Source organism: Ligilactobacillus murinus (assembly GCF_003288115.1).
GTDB lineage: Bacteria > Bacillota > Bacilli > Lactobacillales > Lactobacillaceae > Ligilactobacillus > Ligilactobacillus murinus.
The window spans coordinates 1,889,810-1,906,191 of record NZ_CP023565.1; the positions used below are offsets into that span (position 1 = coordinate 1,889,810).

The 16,382-nt window shown below is 39.9% G+C and carries 9 protein-coding genes and 1 pseudogene; 8 read left to right on the top strand and 2 right to left on the bottom strand.

Annotated elements, in window-relative coordinates:
• The first annotated feature begins 112 nt into the window (after positions 1-112).
• The 4 genes and pseudogenes from CPS94_RS09295 to CPS94_RS11385 all read left to right on the top strand — a co-directional run.
• Positions 113-1,417 (top strand): S1C family serine protease, encoded by a 1,305-nt coding sequence (locus CPS94_RS09295; RefSeq protein WP_112193965.1) that lies wholly within the window; start codon positions 113-115, stop codon positions 1,415-1,417.
• A gap of 215 nt (positions 1,418-1,632) precedes the next feature.
• On the top strand, positions 1,633-2,112 hold the full coding sequence (gene rlmH, locus CPS94_RS09300; RefSeq protein ID WP_004049560.1) for a 23S rRNA (pseudouridine(1915)-N(3))-methyltransferase RlmH: 480 nt from the start codon (positions 1,633-1,635) through the stop codon (positions 2,110-2,112).
• A gap of 287 nt (positions 2,113-2,399) precedes the next feature.
• Complete coding sequence (locus CPS94_RS09305; protein ID WP_112193967.1) at positions 2,400-2,648, top strand: YSIRK-type signal peptide-containing protein; 249 nt, start codon at positions 2,400-2,402, stop codon at positions 2,646-2,648.
• 61 nt (positions 2,649-2,709) lie between these two features.
• Positions 2,710-5,217, top strand: a pseudogene (locus CPS94_RS11385) (mucin-binding protein); the annotation flags it as partial.
• Positions 5,218-5,664: 447 nt separating this feature from the next.
• Here the strand turns inward: CPS94_RS11385 and tnpA are convergent.
• Entirely contained in the window at positions 5,665-6,120 is a 456-nt protein-coding gene (gene tnpA, locus CPS94_RS11650; RefSeq protein ID WP_112193969.1) for an IS200/IS605 family transposase, read from the bottom strand.
• A gap of 73 nt (positions 6,121-6,193) precedes the next feature.
• Between tnpA and CPS94_RS09315 the strand changes: the two genes are divergently transcribed.
• The 3 genes from CPS94_RS09315 (at position 6,194) to CPS94_RS09325 (ending at position 9,697) form a co-directional block, all read left to right on the top strand.
• On the top strand, positions 6,194-7,444 hold the full coding sequence (locus CPS94_RS09315) for an RNA-guided endonuclease InsQ/TnpB family protein (protein ID WP_004050805.1): 1,251 nt from the start codon (positions 6,194-6,196) through the stop codon (positions 7,442-7,444).
• A 204-nt stretch (positions 7,445-7,648) separates the two neighbouring features.
• Entirely contained in the window at positions 7,649-7,843 is a 195-nt protein-coding gene (locus tag CPS94_RS09320) for a hypothetical protein (RefSeq protein WP_112193971.1), read from the top strand.
• Positions 7,844-8,011: 168 nt separating this feature from the next.
• Positions 8,012-9,697, top strand: coding sequence for an IS1182 family transposase (locus CPS94_RS09325; protein WP_112286474.1), 1,686 nt, complete (start codon positions 8,012-8,014; stop codon positions 9,695-9,697).
• Here CPS94_RS09325 and CPS94_RS09330 read toward each other — a convergent pair.
• Complete coding sequence (locus CPS94_RS09330) at positions 9,665-10,534, bottom strand: YitT family protein (RefSeq protein ID WP_004051015.1); 870 nt, start codon at positions 10,532-10,534, stop codon at positions 9,665-9,667. The two genes, CPS94_RS09325 and CPS94_RS09330, sit on opposite strands and share 33 nt — an antisense overlap.
• A gap of 317 nt (positions 10,535-10,851) precedes the next feature.
• Here CPS94_RS09330 and CPS94_RS09335 point away from each other — a divergent pair, with 317 nt between their 5' ends.
• Entirely contained in the window at positions 10,852-16,197 is a 5,346-nt protein-coding gene (locus CPS94_RS09335) for a Rib/alpha-like domain-containing protein (RefSeq protein ID WP_112286475.1), read from the top strand.
• The last annotated feature ends 185 nt before the right edge of the window (positions 16,198-16,382 follow it).

Sequence of the window (16,382 nt, forward strand, 5' to 3'; positions counted from 1 at the left end):
TAAAACTATATTTTTTAGGATAAAGTTAATTTTTACATTATTGTAAGCAATTTTGTTGCAAAAGGCTTATTATAGATAATACAGATACTTAATTTTAGAGGTGACTTTTTGTATGAGCAAGAATGAACAATTTGATGGCGAGTTTACTGAAAGTGATCCAAATAATGGATCAGCCAAACAACCAATCTCAAAGCAACAAGGGCTAGGTAAAGTATTTTTGATCGGTCTGTGTGCCGGTGTACTTGGTGGTGGCGTAGCTGTTGGAGGCTATACGTTGTATCAAAACAATAGTACCCAACTAGCAAGTAATTCCCAAGGAACGACAGCGACTAGCAACGTTAAGGTAAATGTCAACACGCAAACGACTAAAGCTTTTGATGCGGTCAAAGATGCAGTTGTTTCGGTCGAAGCTTACTCAGAACAACAATCAAGTTCGTCTTTAGAAGACCTCTTTGGGCAAAATTCTGGTAACTCGACTAGTCAAACATCTACTAGTGAAGGCTCTGGGGTCATTTATAAAAAGAGCGGTAATACTGCTTATATCGTCACAAATAACCATGTGATCTCAGGTGCTAACAAAGTTGAAGTCTTGTTGAATAGTGGCAAGAAGTTATCGGCTACTGTAGTAGGACATGACTCGGTAACTGACTTAGCTGTGCTTAAGATCAGCGCCAAAGATGTTAAACAAGTTGCAAGTTTTGGCAACTCGGATAATATCAAAGTTGGTGAAACAGCTTTGGCGATCGGCTCTCCTCTTGGCTCAGAATATGCCACCTCTTTGACTCAAGGTATCATTTCGGCTAAGAGTCGGACGATCAACGTAACTAACAGCAATGGTGTCACCACGGGGCAGGCGACTGTTATCCAAACTGATGCCGCGATCAACCCAGGTAACTCTGGTGGTGCTTTAGTGAACTTACAAGGTCAAGTTATCGGGATCAACTCGATGAAACTTTCAAGTACCGGTTCAAGTGAATCGACGTCTGTTGAAGGGATGGGGTTTGCGATCCCAAGTAATGAAGTGGTTTCGATCATCAATCAATTAGTTGAAAATGGAAAAGTTAAGCGTCCAGCCTTGGGGATCTCTCTAGTTGATCTAGATTATGTCTCTCAAAGTGCTCGAACAGATACGCTCAAGTTACCAACAGATGTTACTAGCGGTGTGGTCGTTATGAAGATCGATTCTAGTTCACCGTTGAAAGATAGTGGTATTGCTAAATATGATGTGATCACATCGATCGGTGGTAAGAAAGTTACCGACTTAGCGTCCTTGCGTCAAGCACTATATGAACATAAAATCGGTGACACGGTTGAGATCGGTTATTATCATGAAGGTAAGCAACAGACCGCTAATGTTAAATTGACCTTGGAAGCAGATGATTCCAATACGACGACATCATCGAATTCCAACGAATAAAGTTAAATTAAAATGTTAATTATGAGGACGGCAACTAAGTGAGAACTTAGTACCGTCCTTTTTGGATATTGTGTATAATAATACAAGAAGATATTTAATGAGGTTATCCCCATAAATATTGGGACAGAACAAAAGTGCTCCCCAATATCTTGTGGTTAACTCTGTGGATATGTGGATAACTTTGTGGATAAGTATATGAGGAAGGAATTATTTTCGTGAATATTAAGATCGTTTGTGTGGGAAAACTCAAAGAAAAATACTTAAAACAAGGGATTGCTGAGTATTCTAAGCGCTTAAGTAAGTTTTGCAAATTTGAAATTATTGAAGTTCCCGATGAAAAAGCACCAGAAAAGTTAAGTCCAGCCGAGATGGAAGCGGTGAAACAAAAAGAAGGTGAGCGCATTTTGCATAAAATTAAGGATAAAGAGTATGTTTATGCATTAGCGATCGAGGGTAAAGAACGCTCTTCGGAAGAATTTGCTGCTGAATTAGAAAAATTAGGGACATACGGACATAGTGATGTGACCTTTGTGATCGGGGGCTCACTTGGTTTAAGTCCAGTTGTTTTAAAGCGAGCTCAAACAAAGATCTCTTTTGGCCGTTTTACTTTGCCCCATCAGTTGATGCGTTTAGTTTTGACTGAGCAGATCTACCGTGGCTTTATGATCAATAACGGTAGCCCTTATCATAAATAATATTTTTAGCTAAAGCTGTCGCTACAGATTTCTGTGGCGACAGCTTTTTTATTGGAGAAAATTTTTTAAAAAATTATTGTTTTGATTAAAAAAGGTATAGATGGTCAAAAATAATTTTGAATTTTTTAACTATAATTAAGTTTGTTTATAAGTGTAGCTAAAGGATTTCCCTTTAGTATGTTGTGTATGATATTTTATCTTTAGCTCTAAAAATACCTAAAAATTTAAAAATAATATTCGAGGTTATTTTTGATGTTTTAATTATTAAGAGGAGAATCTAGGATAAGATGTTATCAAAAAATAATAAACAGCTGATGGTAGAAAAACAAGCAGCTAAAAAGCAACGTTATGGTCTACGTAAGTTAAGCATGGGTGTAGCTTCAGTTTTGTTGGGAATGACATTTTTAGGTGCGGGTAGTATCTCAGCTACCGAAAATGAAAATTTAGAGACAGCTACAACAGAAAACCAAGTTGAAGCTGTCTCCGATCCTTTAAATGAGCAAACAGAAATAACCTTGACGCCGCAAGCAGACTGATGAGCAAGCGTATGAAGAAAAAGCAGTTACTCGCACGATCAATCTTTATAAAGACGGTGAGTTGGTCGACACAAAAATCCAAACCGTAAACTTCCATAAGATCTTAGGAACATGGTATGTCAAAAATGATGGCGCGGTAGGGGTAAAAACTGGTCAATTTGAAGCCTATGATATCCCTGAACAAGCAGGTTATACAGCACAAGTCAATGGTGTTGCCGTCGATAAAGTAGACAACATGAGTGTAACAGCTGATACTCCAAATCAAGTAGTCGATGTTTACTATGTTGCTGATACAAAAACATACACTGAAGAAAGGGTCATTACCCGGACGATCAATATTTGGCATGATGATAAACTTTTTGACGTTATCCCCCAAGAAGTAGTCTTTACGCGTGAAGTGACTGAAAATCTAACAACTGGTGAGAAGACTTATGGTTCTTGGGATGAACCTACTAAGATGTTCGATGAGGTTACGCTGCCACAATATGAAGGCTATAAACATACAGAAGGAACAGTTCAAAAACGTTGCATCGTTAATCCAAATTCAGAAAACATAGTTAATGATATCAAATATACGTCTGAGAAAGAAATTTCTGAAGAAACAAGAATAGTAGAGCGTGTGATCAACAGTTATAAAGATGGTGAACATACAGAGACAGTTAAGCAAAGTGTGACCTTTACGCGTGAAGTGATCAAAAACTTAGTGACTGATGAGATCGAATATGGTGAATGGATCGCAGAAGACGGTAAAGATCACTGGGATGAATATCAGGCTAAAGAACTTGAAAACTACGAATTAGAAAATGGTGTAGTGGACAAAAAGAAAGTTACAGCCGATACTCCAAGTGAAACAGTTTCGATCAACTACAAAGCTAAAGTCGAGACAACGACAGAATACGATACTGTAAAACGAGTGATCGGTATCTATCAAGACGGCAAAAAAGTCGATGAAGTGACTCAAATTGTAGAGTTCAGCCGCGAAGGTAAAAAGAACTTAGCGACTGGTGAAGTGACATACGGTAAATGGGTCGCAAAAGACGGTAAAGATATCTGGGGAGCTTTTGATGCACCAGCATATGAAAACTACACGACTGACACGGTAAAGATCGACAATGAGGTAGTCAAACCAGGCATGGCAGACCAAGAAGTATCGATCAATTATACAGCTAAGATCGATACGCGGATCGAGGAACGCTTTGTTCAAAGAACGATCATCCTTCACTTGCCAAATGGTGAAACTAAGAAAGTTACGCAAGATGTGACCTTCAAACGTGAGGTAAGAAAAAATCTAGTAACAGGTGAAGAAGTCTATGGTGCTTGGGGAATGGAAAAAATAACATTCCCAGAATATGAAGTTCCAAAGGTCGAAAACTATATCCCGATAATGGATAAAGTCGAAGCAGCTGTGGTTACTCCGGATACTCAAAACTGGACAGTCGACATTTACTATGAAGCAGCTACTGAAGTAACGACGGAGTATAATACTGTAAAACGCGTGATCAGCATCTACCAAGATGGCAAAAAAGTCGATGAAGTGACTCAAGTCGTAGAATTTAGCCGCGAAGCTAAAAAGAACTTAGCGACTGGCGAAGTGACATACGGTGAATGGGTCGCCAAAGATGGTAAAGATATCTGGGGAGCTTTTGATGCACCAGAATACGAAAATTACACGACTGACACGGTAAAAATCGACAATAAGAGCATTAAACCAGGCATGGAAGACGAAGAAGCTGCAATTTACTATACTTCGATCGTAGAAACTGAGCTTGAAGAACGCGTGGTCGATCGTACGATCATTTTAAACTTGCCAAATGGGATGAAACGTGAGCATGTTCAAAGTGTAACGTTCAAACGTGAAGTAAAGAAAAACTTGGCGACCGGTGAAGTGGCATATGGCGAGTGGGATCTTTTACCAACAGAGCTTGAAGCCTATGCCCCACCTAAGTTTGAAGGTTATGTAGCGTCTGTAGAAGAAGTCGAAGCGATCATTGTTGATCCAGATAGCCAAAGTACAACGGTTGAAGTCGACTACTATAAGATCTATCAACAAACTAAGGAGGTAAAAAGAACCTTTACTGTTCGAGTCGTTGATGGCGTCTTGCCCCGAGTGGGGACCTTTGGAGGCGATGGTCCACAACATGTTCAAAGTGTTAGATTTGTTCGGAATGTTTATTTAAACGCAGCAGGTGAGATCGTTGCGACAGGTAATTGGGGAAAAGCCGAAGAAACATTTGGAGGATTTGTCATCCCACAGCTTGAAGGTTATACTACTAGACGAACAGTGATCGAATCACAAACTGTGACCCCAGACATGGAAGACATGGAAGATGAGATCTTGTATGTAGCTTATGCAACACATGAAGATACGAAAGTCGTAACACGCACGATCACGATCACCGATCCAGATGGCAAGACGCATGTAGTTGAACAAAAAGCTACCTTTACTCGCCAAGTCTTGACTGATCAGTTCACAGGACAAAAAATGTTAGGTGATTGGAGTGTAGATCAAAGCATACTTGAAGGGATCACGCTACCAGAATTTAATGGATACAAACCATCACAACAAGTTGATCCATTAGAAGTATCGCCTGATTCAGAAGATAGTGACTTAACGATCACTTATGAAAAAGTAGATCCAGACACACCAACAGGCCCAGACAATGGCGATAACGAAAAGCCAGACACACCAACAGGCCCAGACAATGGCGATAACGAAAAGCCAGACACACCAACAGGCCCAGACAATGGCGATAACGAAAAGCCAGATACGCCAACAGGCCCAGACAATGGTGATAACGAAAAGCCAGACACACCAACAAGCCCAGATGATGGAGATAACGAAAAGCCAGATGCGCCAACGGGTCCAGACAAAGCTCCTGAAGTAACAGCAGGCACAAATAATGGTGGCTTAGAAAACGCTAAAGACGAGCTTAACTCAGAAGCAGCTGATCAAGTTCTGAATTTAATGACGCCTAGCCGGAAATCCCGTGACTTTAGTCATGGGATGGATAGGCCACTATTGAGCCACTTTATGGGGCTTTTTGTTTGTTTCTGTATATTTTTGGTCATTGATATATTTCTCTACAACTTCTTTGCTCATATTGCCCAATGTACTCATATAGTAACTTGGCGACCAAAGATGACCGCCCCAATATTGGCTACGTCGTATTTCTGGATGATTTTGTAAAAAAATATAGGCACTACGTCCTTTGAGCGCCTTAATGGCACTAGCCGGCGCTTTGCTTGGCGGAAAACTGATCAGCATATGAATGTGATCCGGCATGACTTCCATCTTTTCGATTACGATGTCATTGTTATCTGCAACTTGCTGCAAGATAGCTTTCATTTCGTTAGATAAGGCCTCGGTTGTAAAAATCTGATTGCGATATTTAGTTACCCAGATCAAATGGTAATGGAAATTATAGATATAACGACGAGTATAAATGGCCTCTTTGATTTTTTCTTTAGTCATAATATGGTCTCCTTTGTTAATACATTGACATCATGATATAATGTTATTATATCAATAAGGGAGGTGAAATCAAATAAAATCAATGGCAAAAATGAAATATCATTATGGCCTAAAAATGCGCTGCTATCCTAGTGACCAACAAAAGCAGTTGATTAAAATCAACAGTGACGCTAGTCGCTTTATCTATAACGAAATGGTTGCGATCAATAAGGAACTGATGCAGCTTCGCAGAGTTAAGCTACCGATTGACATAGTTCGGGATCGTATTAAGCAACTAACTATGCGCCAAAACGCTAAGCAAATGTCTAATCACTATCAATTCTTAGAAGATAAACGAATTGATAGTTTGACGAAAGCTAATGCCATTCAGAACTATCGGAAAGCTTGGAATGCTTTTCGGAAGGTTCACACCGCTGGTGTTCCTAAGTTTCATCGAAAGAATTATCGCTGGCGTTATCAAACCAATTGTCAATACCCAGGGCAAAAGACTGCGTTGCTAACTAACGGTACAGTCTGTTTTCTAGATAATAGCCATGTCAAAGTCCCTAAAATCGGACTGTTACGTGTTGCCGGTTCACAAGCACGGCTTTTGAAAAGAATATGCGAGACTAGAATTGGTACTGTGACGTTGACTAAGGATTCAGCGGATCGCTTCTTCTTATCAATGCAGTTAGCTTCAGATGAATCTTTTGTTAAAGTGGCCAAAGCTACTCATGGGCATGTTGGAATTGATCTTAATACTGATAACTTCTTAACCGACAGTGGAGGTAACATAGTTCCTAATCCACGATATTATCGCACTATTAAAGGTAAATTAGCCAAAGAACAGCGCATTTTATCTAGACGGCAACAACGTGCAAAAAAAGAACATCGTTCTTTACGCGATAGTAAAAATTACCAAAAGCAACGCTTGCTAGTTGCCAAACTTCATGCCAAAGTAATGAACCAAAGACATAATTTTCTCCAACAAATCTCTACTGCATTAATCAAGAACCACGATTTAGTAGTAGCCGAAGAGTTGCGTAGCAAGAATATGCTTAAAAATCATGCTTTAGCACTTAGTATTTCTGACGTTGGTTGGCGAACATTTCTTGGCATGTTGGCTTATAAAGCAAAGCTTTATGGGCGTCAATTTATCACAATCAATCCAAGAAACACTACCCAAACATGTTGCGATTGTGGCTTTGTGATGGGCACTAATGGGACGGACAAACTAACGTTAGATGACCGAAAATGGACTTGTCCTAACTGTGGTATTCACCATATTCGTGACTGGAACGCAGCTAAAAATATTCTTGATAAGGGAATAGCTAAACTAGCTTAGCTTATCTGTCCCTATGGCAACCTGGGGACATAAAAGGCGTTGGTAATTAGACGACCGCTGTTTGATTACAATTTCGGTTGGTCAAATAAGTTGTCCCTATCTACGCAAATTGTGGTTCGAAATCTGTAAGGATTTTCGGCTCACAAGCCACTGACTTTAGTCAGTGGTGGTTGACGTATTAAGTCTAATAAAGATAACGGTACTATGTTAAAGAATATGGACAGTGGGCAAAAAGGTTCTAATACAAAGGGCTTAGCAACTCAAAAAGATGGCAATGTAGCTTCGGAATTACCTGCTTTAGGTGATGAAACTGAAGTCAAGGGCTTAGGCGCTTTACTAGCAGCCCTCGCATGTACGCCACTATTCTTGGCTGCAAAAGGTAAAAAGCGTAAAAATTAATGTCGATTAAGAGAGGCTGTGACATAAGTCTCCAAAAAACGGTCGTAAATGGACTTTAAAAATTGTTCATTTACGACCGTTTTTGTATACTATAAATAAAAAAGGACATCAGAACCCCCCCTGATGCCCTATAGTCTACCCCTCTCAAAAAAGAAAGGAGATAAACCCATGCACAGTAATTGTAACATAAATCAACTCAGTTTGAACATGGCGACCTTCTATGAACCTGAAAAAAATCATCAAGCACACTACATACACCATTTAGTCGAATCTATTGATTTTGATGACTCTTATACCTTTGGGCGTCCTTTCGAATATGAACCTCGGGTCTTACTCAAGTTAGTTCTTTTGGCATATAGTTATGGTATTTTTTCTTGTCGAAAGATCGAACGTTTTGCTCGGGAAAACGTTGTTGCCATGTGGTTGACTCAGGAAGCCCAACCTACTTATCGTACTATTGCTCGCTTTGTTGTCTCTGATACTATTGAGATGATGCTAAAAAGTTCGTTTTCTGAATTTAGAGAATATTTGCGAAAAAATGGGCTCATTGATGAGGCTGTGTTTATTGATGGTACTAAGATTCTTGCTAACGCAAATAAATACTCGTTTGTTTGGAAGAAAAATACTATTCGCTATGATGATTTAAATCGACAAAAAGCTAAAAAGTTATTAAAAGAGATCAAAGAATCGATCGTCAATATTGATTTTGCTGATGATCTGACTGTTGATCAACTTGATGAGATATGTGCCCGATTGGAACAACGAATTGAATATTTGAATGAAAAGGTCGAAGAGACTAAGAAGATCTCCCCTAATCCTGCGAAGCAGGAACGACGGACGGCCAAGAAATACTTAAAACAAACACGCGAGCGTAAACAGAAAAACTCTAAATATGCTGAACAGTTTGCCATCGTTGGCGAGCGAAACAGCTATTCTAAAACTGACAATGACGCCACTTTTATGCGTATGAAAGAAGATCCAATGAAAAATGGTCAAACCAAACCTGGCTATAATCTCCAAGTCGCTGCTAATAATCAATTTGCTTTGGACTACACCCTCGCACCTAATCCAACTGATATGCGTACTTTGATCCCATTTTTAGAAAAGATGGATGCAGATGTTATCCAAGGTCCGATAGTTGCTGATGCTGGTTATGGATCTGAACCTAACTATGAATTTATCGAAGATAAATTCGGAGTGTTTGATTACCTTATTCCATATAATACGATGTTAAAGGAAGAAACCAAACGTTGGAGATCAGATGAGCGCAAAGTGATGAATTGGCATTATAACGCTGAAGATGATTACTATATAGATCCAAAGAATGTTCGTTTTAACTTTAAACGCTATGCATATCGCCATGATACATATGGTTATAAACGAAATTTTAAAGTATATGAAGCTGAAAAATTCGATGAAGATCGTAAAGAAAATCCAAATGCATTGACCAAAAAAGGAAATGTCAGAAAGATCTATATCAATCCACAATGGGAATATTTCAAGGGAAAAGTAAAAACAAACCTTTCAAATACTGAAAAAAATAAGATCTATCGTAGAAGAAAGTATGAGATCGAACCTATTTTCGGTAATTTGAAGGCTTATTTGGGTTTTACTCGATTTACCGTACGAAGTAAGAAAAAGGTAAATCGACAAATGGGGATAGCGTTAATGGCATTGAACATGTGGAAAATGTCCACTAGTAGTTCAAAAATATCACCAAATAATAAAAACAAAAAGAAGACCATTCGAATTTTTCAAAATTTTCAAAAAATTCGAATGGTCTTCTTTAAAGATAGAGACTTATGTCACAGCCTCTCTTTGTCAGTTTTCAAAAACACGGCGGTAATTTCCTAGATCAGCATCGGTCGCTTGGGTGCTGAGAAACGCATTTTGATCGATCGCTTGGATAAGTTGTTTTAAATAGTTGAGCTGGCCTTTTTGGGCAACAATGATGATGATATCAGTATCTTCACCTGTGTAGATACCAGTTCCCTTGATTAAAGTTGCACCATGAACGAATTTTTTAAGTGCATCTGTGATCGGGGCAGAATTTTTGGTGAAGACCAAAATGTTGACATCTTTTTGTAAGACAAAAACAGAATCCATCAAATAGCTGGTGATCAACATGCCTAGGAGGCTGTAAACAGTTCGTCCTAAGTCAAAGCAGAGTGCAGTAATGATCAAAGTACCACTATTTAAGAGGTTGTTTAGGAAACCAATTTTTTTATGATAGTGTAGTTGGATATAGTTGACGATAATGTCAGTTCCGCCAGTTGAAAAGCCACTATTAAAGCAAAGTCCGATCCCCAAACCAACTAACGCTGAGCCGACCAAAGTATTAGTCAATTGGTCTTTGACGATCACGACTTCGGGGACGAGATGTAAAAAGACGATATTTGAACCCACTGCTAGTAGTGAGTACGTGATGTATTTGATCCCAAATGCACGCCAAGCAAAGAAAAAGAGGGGCACATTAAAGAAGATCAGTAAAATACTCATCGAAAGGTCGATCCCAAACGTTGCTAAAACAGCTTGCAGTAACTGCGCGATCCCAGTCACTCCAACGGAATAGGATTGCGCATTATTGAGAAATAAATTGATCGCAATTGCCGAAAGAAACCCGTAAAGCAGTGCGAAAAAGCTATTTCGGATCTGCTTTTTTTGACTAAAAGATGAAAAAAATTTGAACATATTTAGCCCCCCTATTTAGCTAGTTGAATTATATAGAAGTATACACCTATTACATATGGTGCTTAAACTGAAAAATTACGAAATTATATTATATATGGATTATGTTTAGTTTTTTAATTGCGTAATTTTATTAAATTCAAATTAATTTATATAACGGAAACTTATTGTAAAAAAACTCAAAAATAGTATGAAACGGTGTTTGATCAAAATTAATAGTTGTTTTATTTTTAAGTAAAAATTAATATTATAGAGACGAGATGATAAATTTATCTTGTTTATTTTAAGAAAGTTCAAAATAAAGTGGAGGTTTTGGTGTAATGCTTTCAAAAAATAATAAGAAATTACAAGCTCAAAAGATGGAGCCCAAGCAACAACGCTTTGCGATCAAAAAGTTTACTGTAGGGGTAGCTTCTGTTCTGGTCGGAACAACGTTTGCAATGTATTCTGGTGCTGGGAATGTATCGGCTGATGAAACAGCAACTGAAAATACATCATCTGAAGTGGTGGAAGATAAAGCAGAGGATGTAAACAATAAAGAAGTAGTTTTGTCAAATGCGGCTACAAATGCAGAGGTGGATAGCACAAGTACCGCAAATACTGATGCTACAGCTCAACCTACAGAAGAAAGTGCGCAAACCCAAGCGAACGAAGCAGAGAAGGCAACTGATACTGTTGAAAATGAAGCAGAAGCTACGACAGTCTCAGATACTGCCAAAGATGAAGCGACAACGGTTCAACCTGAAGAAGGCGTGAACGCTCAAGCAGAAAAGCCAGTTGCTACATCGGCTTTCAGAGCAGCAACTACTGATGCAGATGAGACAACAGATACATCTGCTACACCTGGAGATCCTAACACACCTGTTTCAGCAGCATTACAAGAAGAATTAGAAAAGAATGCTGTTTATAGTCCTGGTACCCAAGGTGAAAAGAAAACATATGCGGGTAGAGCATGGCTTCAAACTACTGGTACAGCAATGAATGATTTTGGCAGTGGCGATGTTCCGATGGCTGGGGTCAAAGTTTATTTACAATGGGTAAACGGTAAAGGACATGTTTCTAAGATCTACTATACGACTTCTGAAGCTGACGGAACCTATGTTATCAATTTAGATCATCCAGACTTGGAAAACGGCAACAAATTCCAATTAGCTGGTGATGGAAAATTTGCCATTCGGACATGGATCAACAATCCAGATCCAGAAAAATACAACGTCGTTAAACAAGGTGATGGGATCTATGGTTTCCATACACGTTTGAACCGTACTAACGAATCTTGGGACTTTACGGCTGGTATCAACCGGATCGTCAACTCAATGGTCATCTTACAAGATAAGGTTGGAGCAGACACATGGTTGATGAAGCCAGAAGACCAATGGGAAAAATCACCTAACGCAAGTGGTGAATGGCCAGAAGAAGGTATATACGGTACAGCTCGTGGGACTGTTTGGTTTGAAAATGGGGACTATGCTGGCTCGCTTGCTAACCAATGGATCAATGATGGTAATGATGTAAAAGCTACTGGTACAAAGATCGTTGCATCATACTTGAATGACGAAGTAACTCGTCAATTGGATGAATGGAAGAAGAATAACGAGGGCTACCAAGTAGATGATATGCGCAAGGCTCAAGCTGAGATCATCAAAGCTTATCAAGAAGAACACGGTGTAGGTTCGCATATTGCCGAAACAGTGGTTGGTGTAGCGAAGGCTAATGGAACTTACTATATCCCATTTAGAGGGCTTTATGGTATTAGTGCTACAAAACAAAATAGTGGTCTTAAGGTTTCTTGGACGATCACGGACGATGAATACGGTAAATTGGTGAGCGATGCTGATATTTCTCATAATAACTTGATGGCTTGGAATGGGACGATCGGTCAAAAACACCGTCATATCAACCAAGACTATATGTATATCACACCGTTGATCGACAATTACAATGTATGGAGCAACGGTTTCCCATCAAATATCTTCCAAAATCCAGCAGATAAGTTCTTGACCATGGTTGAGCCAGCTTATAACATTGGCGCGATCAACTATGCGATCATGGCGCCACAACCAATGATCGATGCTTTGAATTATGATGCAAGCGGTGATCACAATGCATTTGCTGGTGATAAGGTCGAAGCTACGATCGGTGGCTTGTTACCAGCACGTGAATATCAAGTTCAATGGTTCAGAGACGGTGTAGCTGTTGGTGATCCAGTAACGATCGTATCAACGGTCGATGGAACATTTGCTCCAGCAGATAGTACTTCATACACTATCCCTAATGACTTAACAGGAGATACTAACTTTACGGTAGCTGTGTTTGAGCAAGGTACTAATACTAAGAGTTTAGATAACGCTTTGGCTCTAGATTCCTTGTTAGCTTCTGTACCTGTAGCTGACTCATATGTACCAGTTTATAAGCCAGTTGATGGAACTGTTGGTGAAGAGGCAGTAGTAGCTGCTCCAACATTTACGGATAAAGATGGTAATTCTACGGATAAAGATGGTAATCCTGTTACAGCGCCAGCAGGTACTAAGTTTACAACAGCTACAACAGATGAAGAAAAGCAAAAGGCTAACTTACCATCTGATGCGACTGTTCTTGATCCAGCTAATGTTACAGTTGATGAAGCGACTGGTAAGATCACTGTCAAGGGTGAAGGTTTACCAGCTAAGGGAACTTATGTAACACCAGTAGTTGTGACCTATCCAGATGGATCAAAGGATTATACCTATGCAACAGTTTCAGTAGCCAAGGATTATACTGAAACATACACAGCAAATGGTGGTACGATCAACAAAGAACTAGGACAACCAACTACAAATGCCGATCTTGCCAACGCTGTAACATATACTAAAGATGGTAAAGATGCTACAGCGCCAAAAGGTACTACAGTTGCACCTAAAGATGGCACGACTTTACCAGATGGCAACACACCAGGTGTTTATGATATTCCAACTGTTGTGACTTATCCAGATCTAACTACTGATGAGGTAACAGTAAAAGTTGTTGTAGGTAACGTTATTCCAGTGACCGATCCTGATAAGCAAACAACACCAGACGGCTATGTGAGAGTAACATTTGCACCTGGCGACCATGGTAAATTTGCCGACGGTGCGGTAACTGTTTACGATGTGAAGCAAGGTACTGCTAAAGCTGAATTGGATAAAGTCGTACCTGAAGTAACACCAGAAGAAGATTACTTGCATACAGGCTGGTCACCAGAGATCCCAGCTACGATCGATGCTCAAAGTACGTTCACAGCTCAATATAAAGTGAAAGATAATGTCAAATATAAGGCTACATTTGGTAAGCTTACTAAGCCAGCAGGTGAAGCAACGACAGAAAATGATGTAACATCTAAAGTAACAACAGATTATCCAAGTTCTGAAGCAAAACAACCGGTAGTAAAAGTTACTGATACAAGTAAATTACCAGATGGAAACACACCAGGTACTTATGAAGTGCCGGTAACGGTAACATATCCAGATGGAACAACGGCTGATGGCAAAGTGACCGTAACAGTTTTGGATAAGGTCATTGACCGCACAGATGATCCAAGCCAACCAACACCAGAAGGTTATGTACGTGTAGCTTTTGATGCTGGTAAAGATGGAAAATTTGCTACAGGCTCACGCACAGTATTTGATGTGCGCGAAGGTACACCTGCAAGTGAACTTAAGGTACCAGTTGTTGAAGCTAACGATGGTTTTGTTCAAAAAGCTGGTGATGAAGCTTGGAGTCCAGCACTACCAACAGCATTCACAACAGGTGCTACTTATGTGGCTCAATACGAAGTCGCTAAAACAGATGCTGATAAGTATGAACCACAAGGTAAAGATGTAACAACAGGTGTAAATGAAACACCAAAAGCAGAAGATGGTATCGCAAACAAGGGTGAGCTACCAGAAGGTACGAAGTACGAATGGAAGACACCAGTGGATACAACAACACCAGGTGAAAAAGAAGGTACGATCGTTGTAACATACCCAGATGGCTCAAAAGATGAAGTACCAGTTAAGGTTACTGTAAAAGAAGATCCAACCGATGCTGATAAGTATGAACCACAAGGTAAAGATGTGAATACTGGCTTGAACAAACAACCAGATGCATCAGAAGGTATCGCAAACAAGGAAGACTTACCAGAAGGTACGAAGTACGAATGGAAGACACCGATCGATACAACAACACCAGGTGAAAAAGAAGGTACGATCGTTGTAACATACCCAGATGGTTCAACCGATGAAGTACCAGTGAAAGTTGTCGTAAAAGACGACCGCACAGATGCTGAAAAGAACGACCCACAAGGTAAAGATGTGAATACTGGCTTGAACAAACAACCAGACGCATCAGAAGGTATCGCAAACAAGGAAGACTTACCAGAAGGTACGAAGTACGAATGGAAGACACCGATCGATACAACAACACCAGGTGAAAAAGAAGGTACGATCGTTGTAACATACCCAGATGGTTCGACTGATGAAGTACCAGTGAAAGTAGTCGTAAAAGACGACCGCACAGATGCTGAAAAGAACGACCCACAAGGTAAAGATGTGAATACTGGCTTGAACAAACAACCAGACGCATCAGAAGGTATCGCAAACAAGGAAGACTTACCAGAAGGTACGAAGTACGAATGGAAGACACCGATCGATACAACAACACCAGGTGAAAAAGAAGGTACGATCGTTGTAACATACCCAGATGGTTCGACTGATGAAGTACCAGTGAAAGTAGTCGTAAAAGACGACCGCACAGATGCTGAAAAGAACGACCCACAAGGTAAAGATGTGAATACTGGCTTGAACAAACAACCAGACGCATCAGAAGGTATCGCAAACAAGGAAGACTTACCAGAAGGTACGAAGTACGAATGGAAGACACCGATCGATACAACAACACCAGGTGAAAAAGAAGGTACGATCGTTGTAACATACCCAGATGGTTCGACTGATGAAGTACCAGTGAAAGTAGTCGTAAAAGACGACCGCACAGATGCTGAAAAGAACGACCCACAAGGTAAAGATGTGAATACTGGCTTGAACAAACAACCAGACGCATCAGAAGGTATCGCAAACAAGGAAGACTTACCAGAAGGTACGAAGTACGAATGGAAGACACCGATCGATACAACAACACCAGGTGAAAAAGAAGGTACGATCGTTGTAACATACCCAGATGGTTCAACAGATGAAGTATCAGTGAAGGTAGTCGTAACAGATGACCGCACAGATGCTGATAAGTATGAACCACAAACAAAACCAGTTGAAGTTTTACCAGGTGAAGTTCCAGATGCTAAGGATACGATCGCTAACTTAGATGAACTTCCAAATGGTACGACAGTTGAATGGATCGTTACTCCAAATACAGCAACACCGGGCAAAGTTAATGGTTTAGTAAGGGTAACATACCCAGATGGATCCTTTGATGTTGTTGAAGTTGAAGTGATCGTTAAGGCAGCAACTGTAGGTAACAATACAGATGAAAGTAAGCCAGCACCAAAACCAACGAATGTTACTAAACCGGTTGCTGATAACGGCAAACAAGAATTACCACAAACAGGTGATGATTCTGATACTAGCCAAGCATCTGTTGCTGGCGTGATCTTAACAGCTCTTGCAGGAGTCCTTGGATTAGGCGCAGTAGCTGATAAGAAGAAACGCAAAAACTAATTTAGATCTAAATAAATAGTTTGAGACCTCCTCCCAAATCAAAATTTGGTGGAGGTCTTTTTTTATACAAAAAAACAGTCAAGAACAGACTGAGTACCGCAAATACTCGTCGATCCGACTGCTATAGAGGATAGTGTTCAAGAACTTCTGTGGAAAATGCGCAAACCAAAGCACGACCGATCGAA

Excerpts from the sequence above, each read along its gene's own strand:
- CPS94_RS09295 (WP_112193965.1), top strand. The coding sequence starts at position 113 with ATGAGCAAGAATGAACAATTTGATGGCGAGTTTACTGAAAGTGATCCA.
- CPS94_RS09305 (WP_112193967.1), top strand. The coding sequence starts at position 2,400 with ATGTTATCAAAAAATAATAAACAGCTGATGGTAGAAAAACAAGCAGCT.
- tnpA (WP_112193969.1), bottom strand. The coding sequence starts at position 6,120 with ATGACTAAAGAAAAAATCAAAGAGGCCATTTATACTCGTCGTTATATC.
- CPS94_RS09320 (WP_112193971.1), top strand. The coding sequence starts at position 7,649 with ATGTTAAAGAATATGGACAGTGGGCAAAAAGGTTCTAATACAAAGGGC.
- CPS94_RS09325 (WP_112286474.1), top strand. The coding sequence starts at position 8,012 with ATGCACAGTAATTGTAACATAAATCAACTCAGTTTGAACATGGCGACC.
- CPS94_RS09330 (WP_004051015.1), bottom strand. The coding sequence starts at position 10,534 with ATGTTCAAATTTTTTTCATCTTTTAGTCAAAAAAAGCAGATCCGAAAT.
- CPS94_RS09335 (WP_112286475.1), top strand. The coding sequence starts at position 10,852 with ATGCTTTCAAAAAATAATAAGAAATTACAAGCTCAAAAGATGGAGCCC.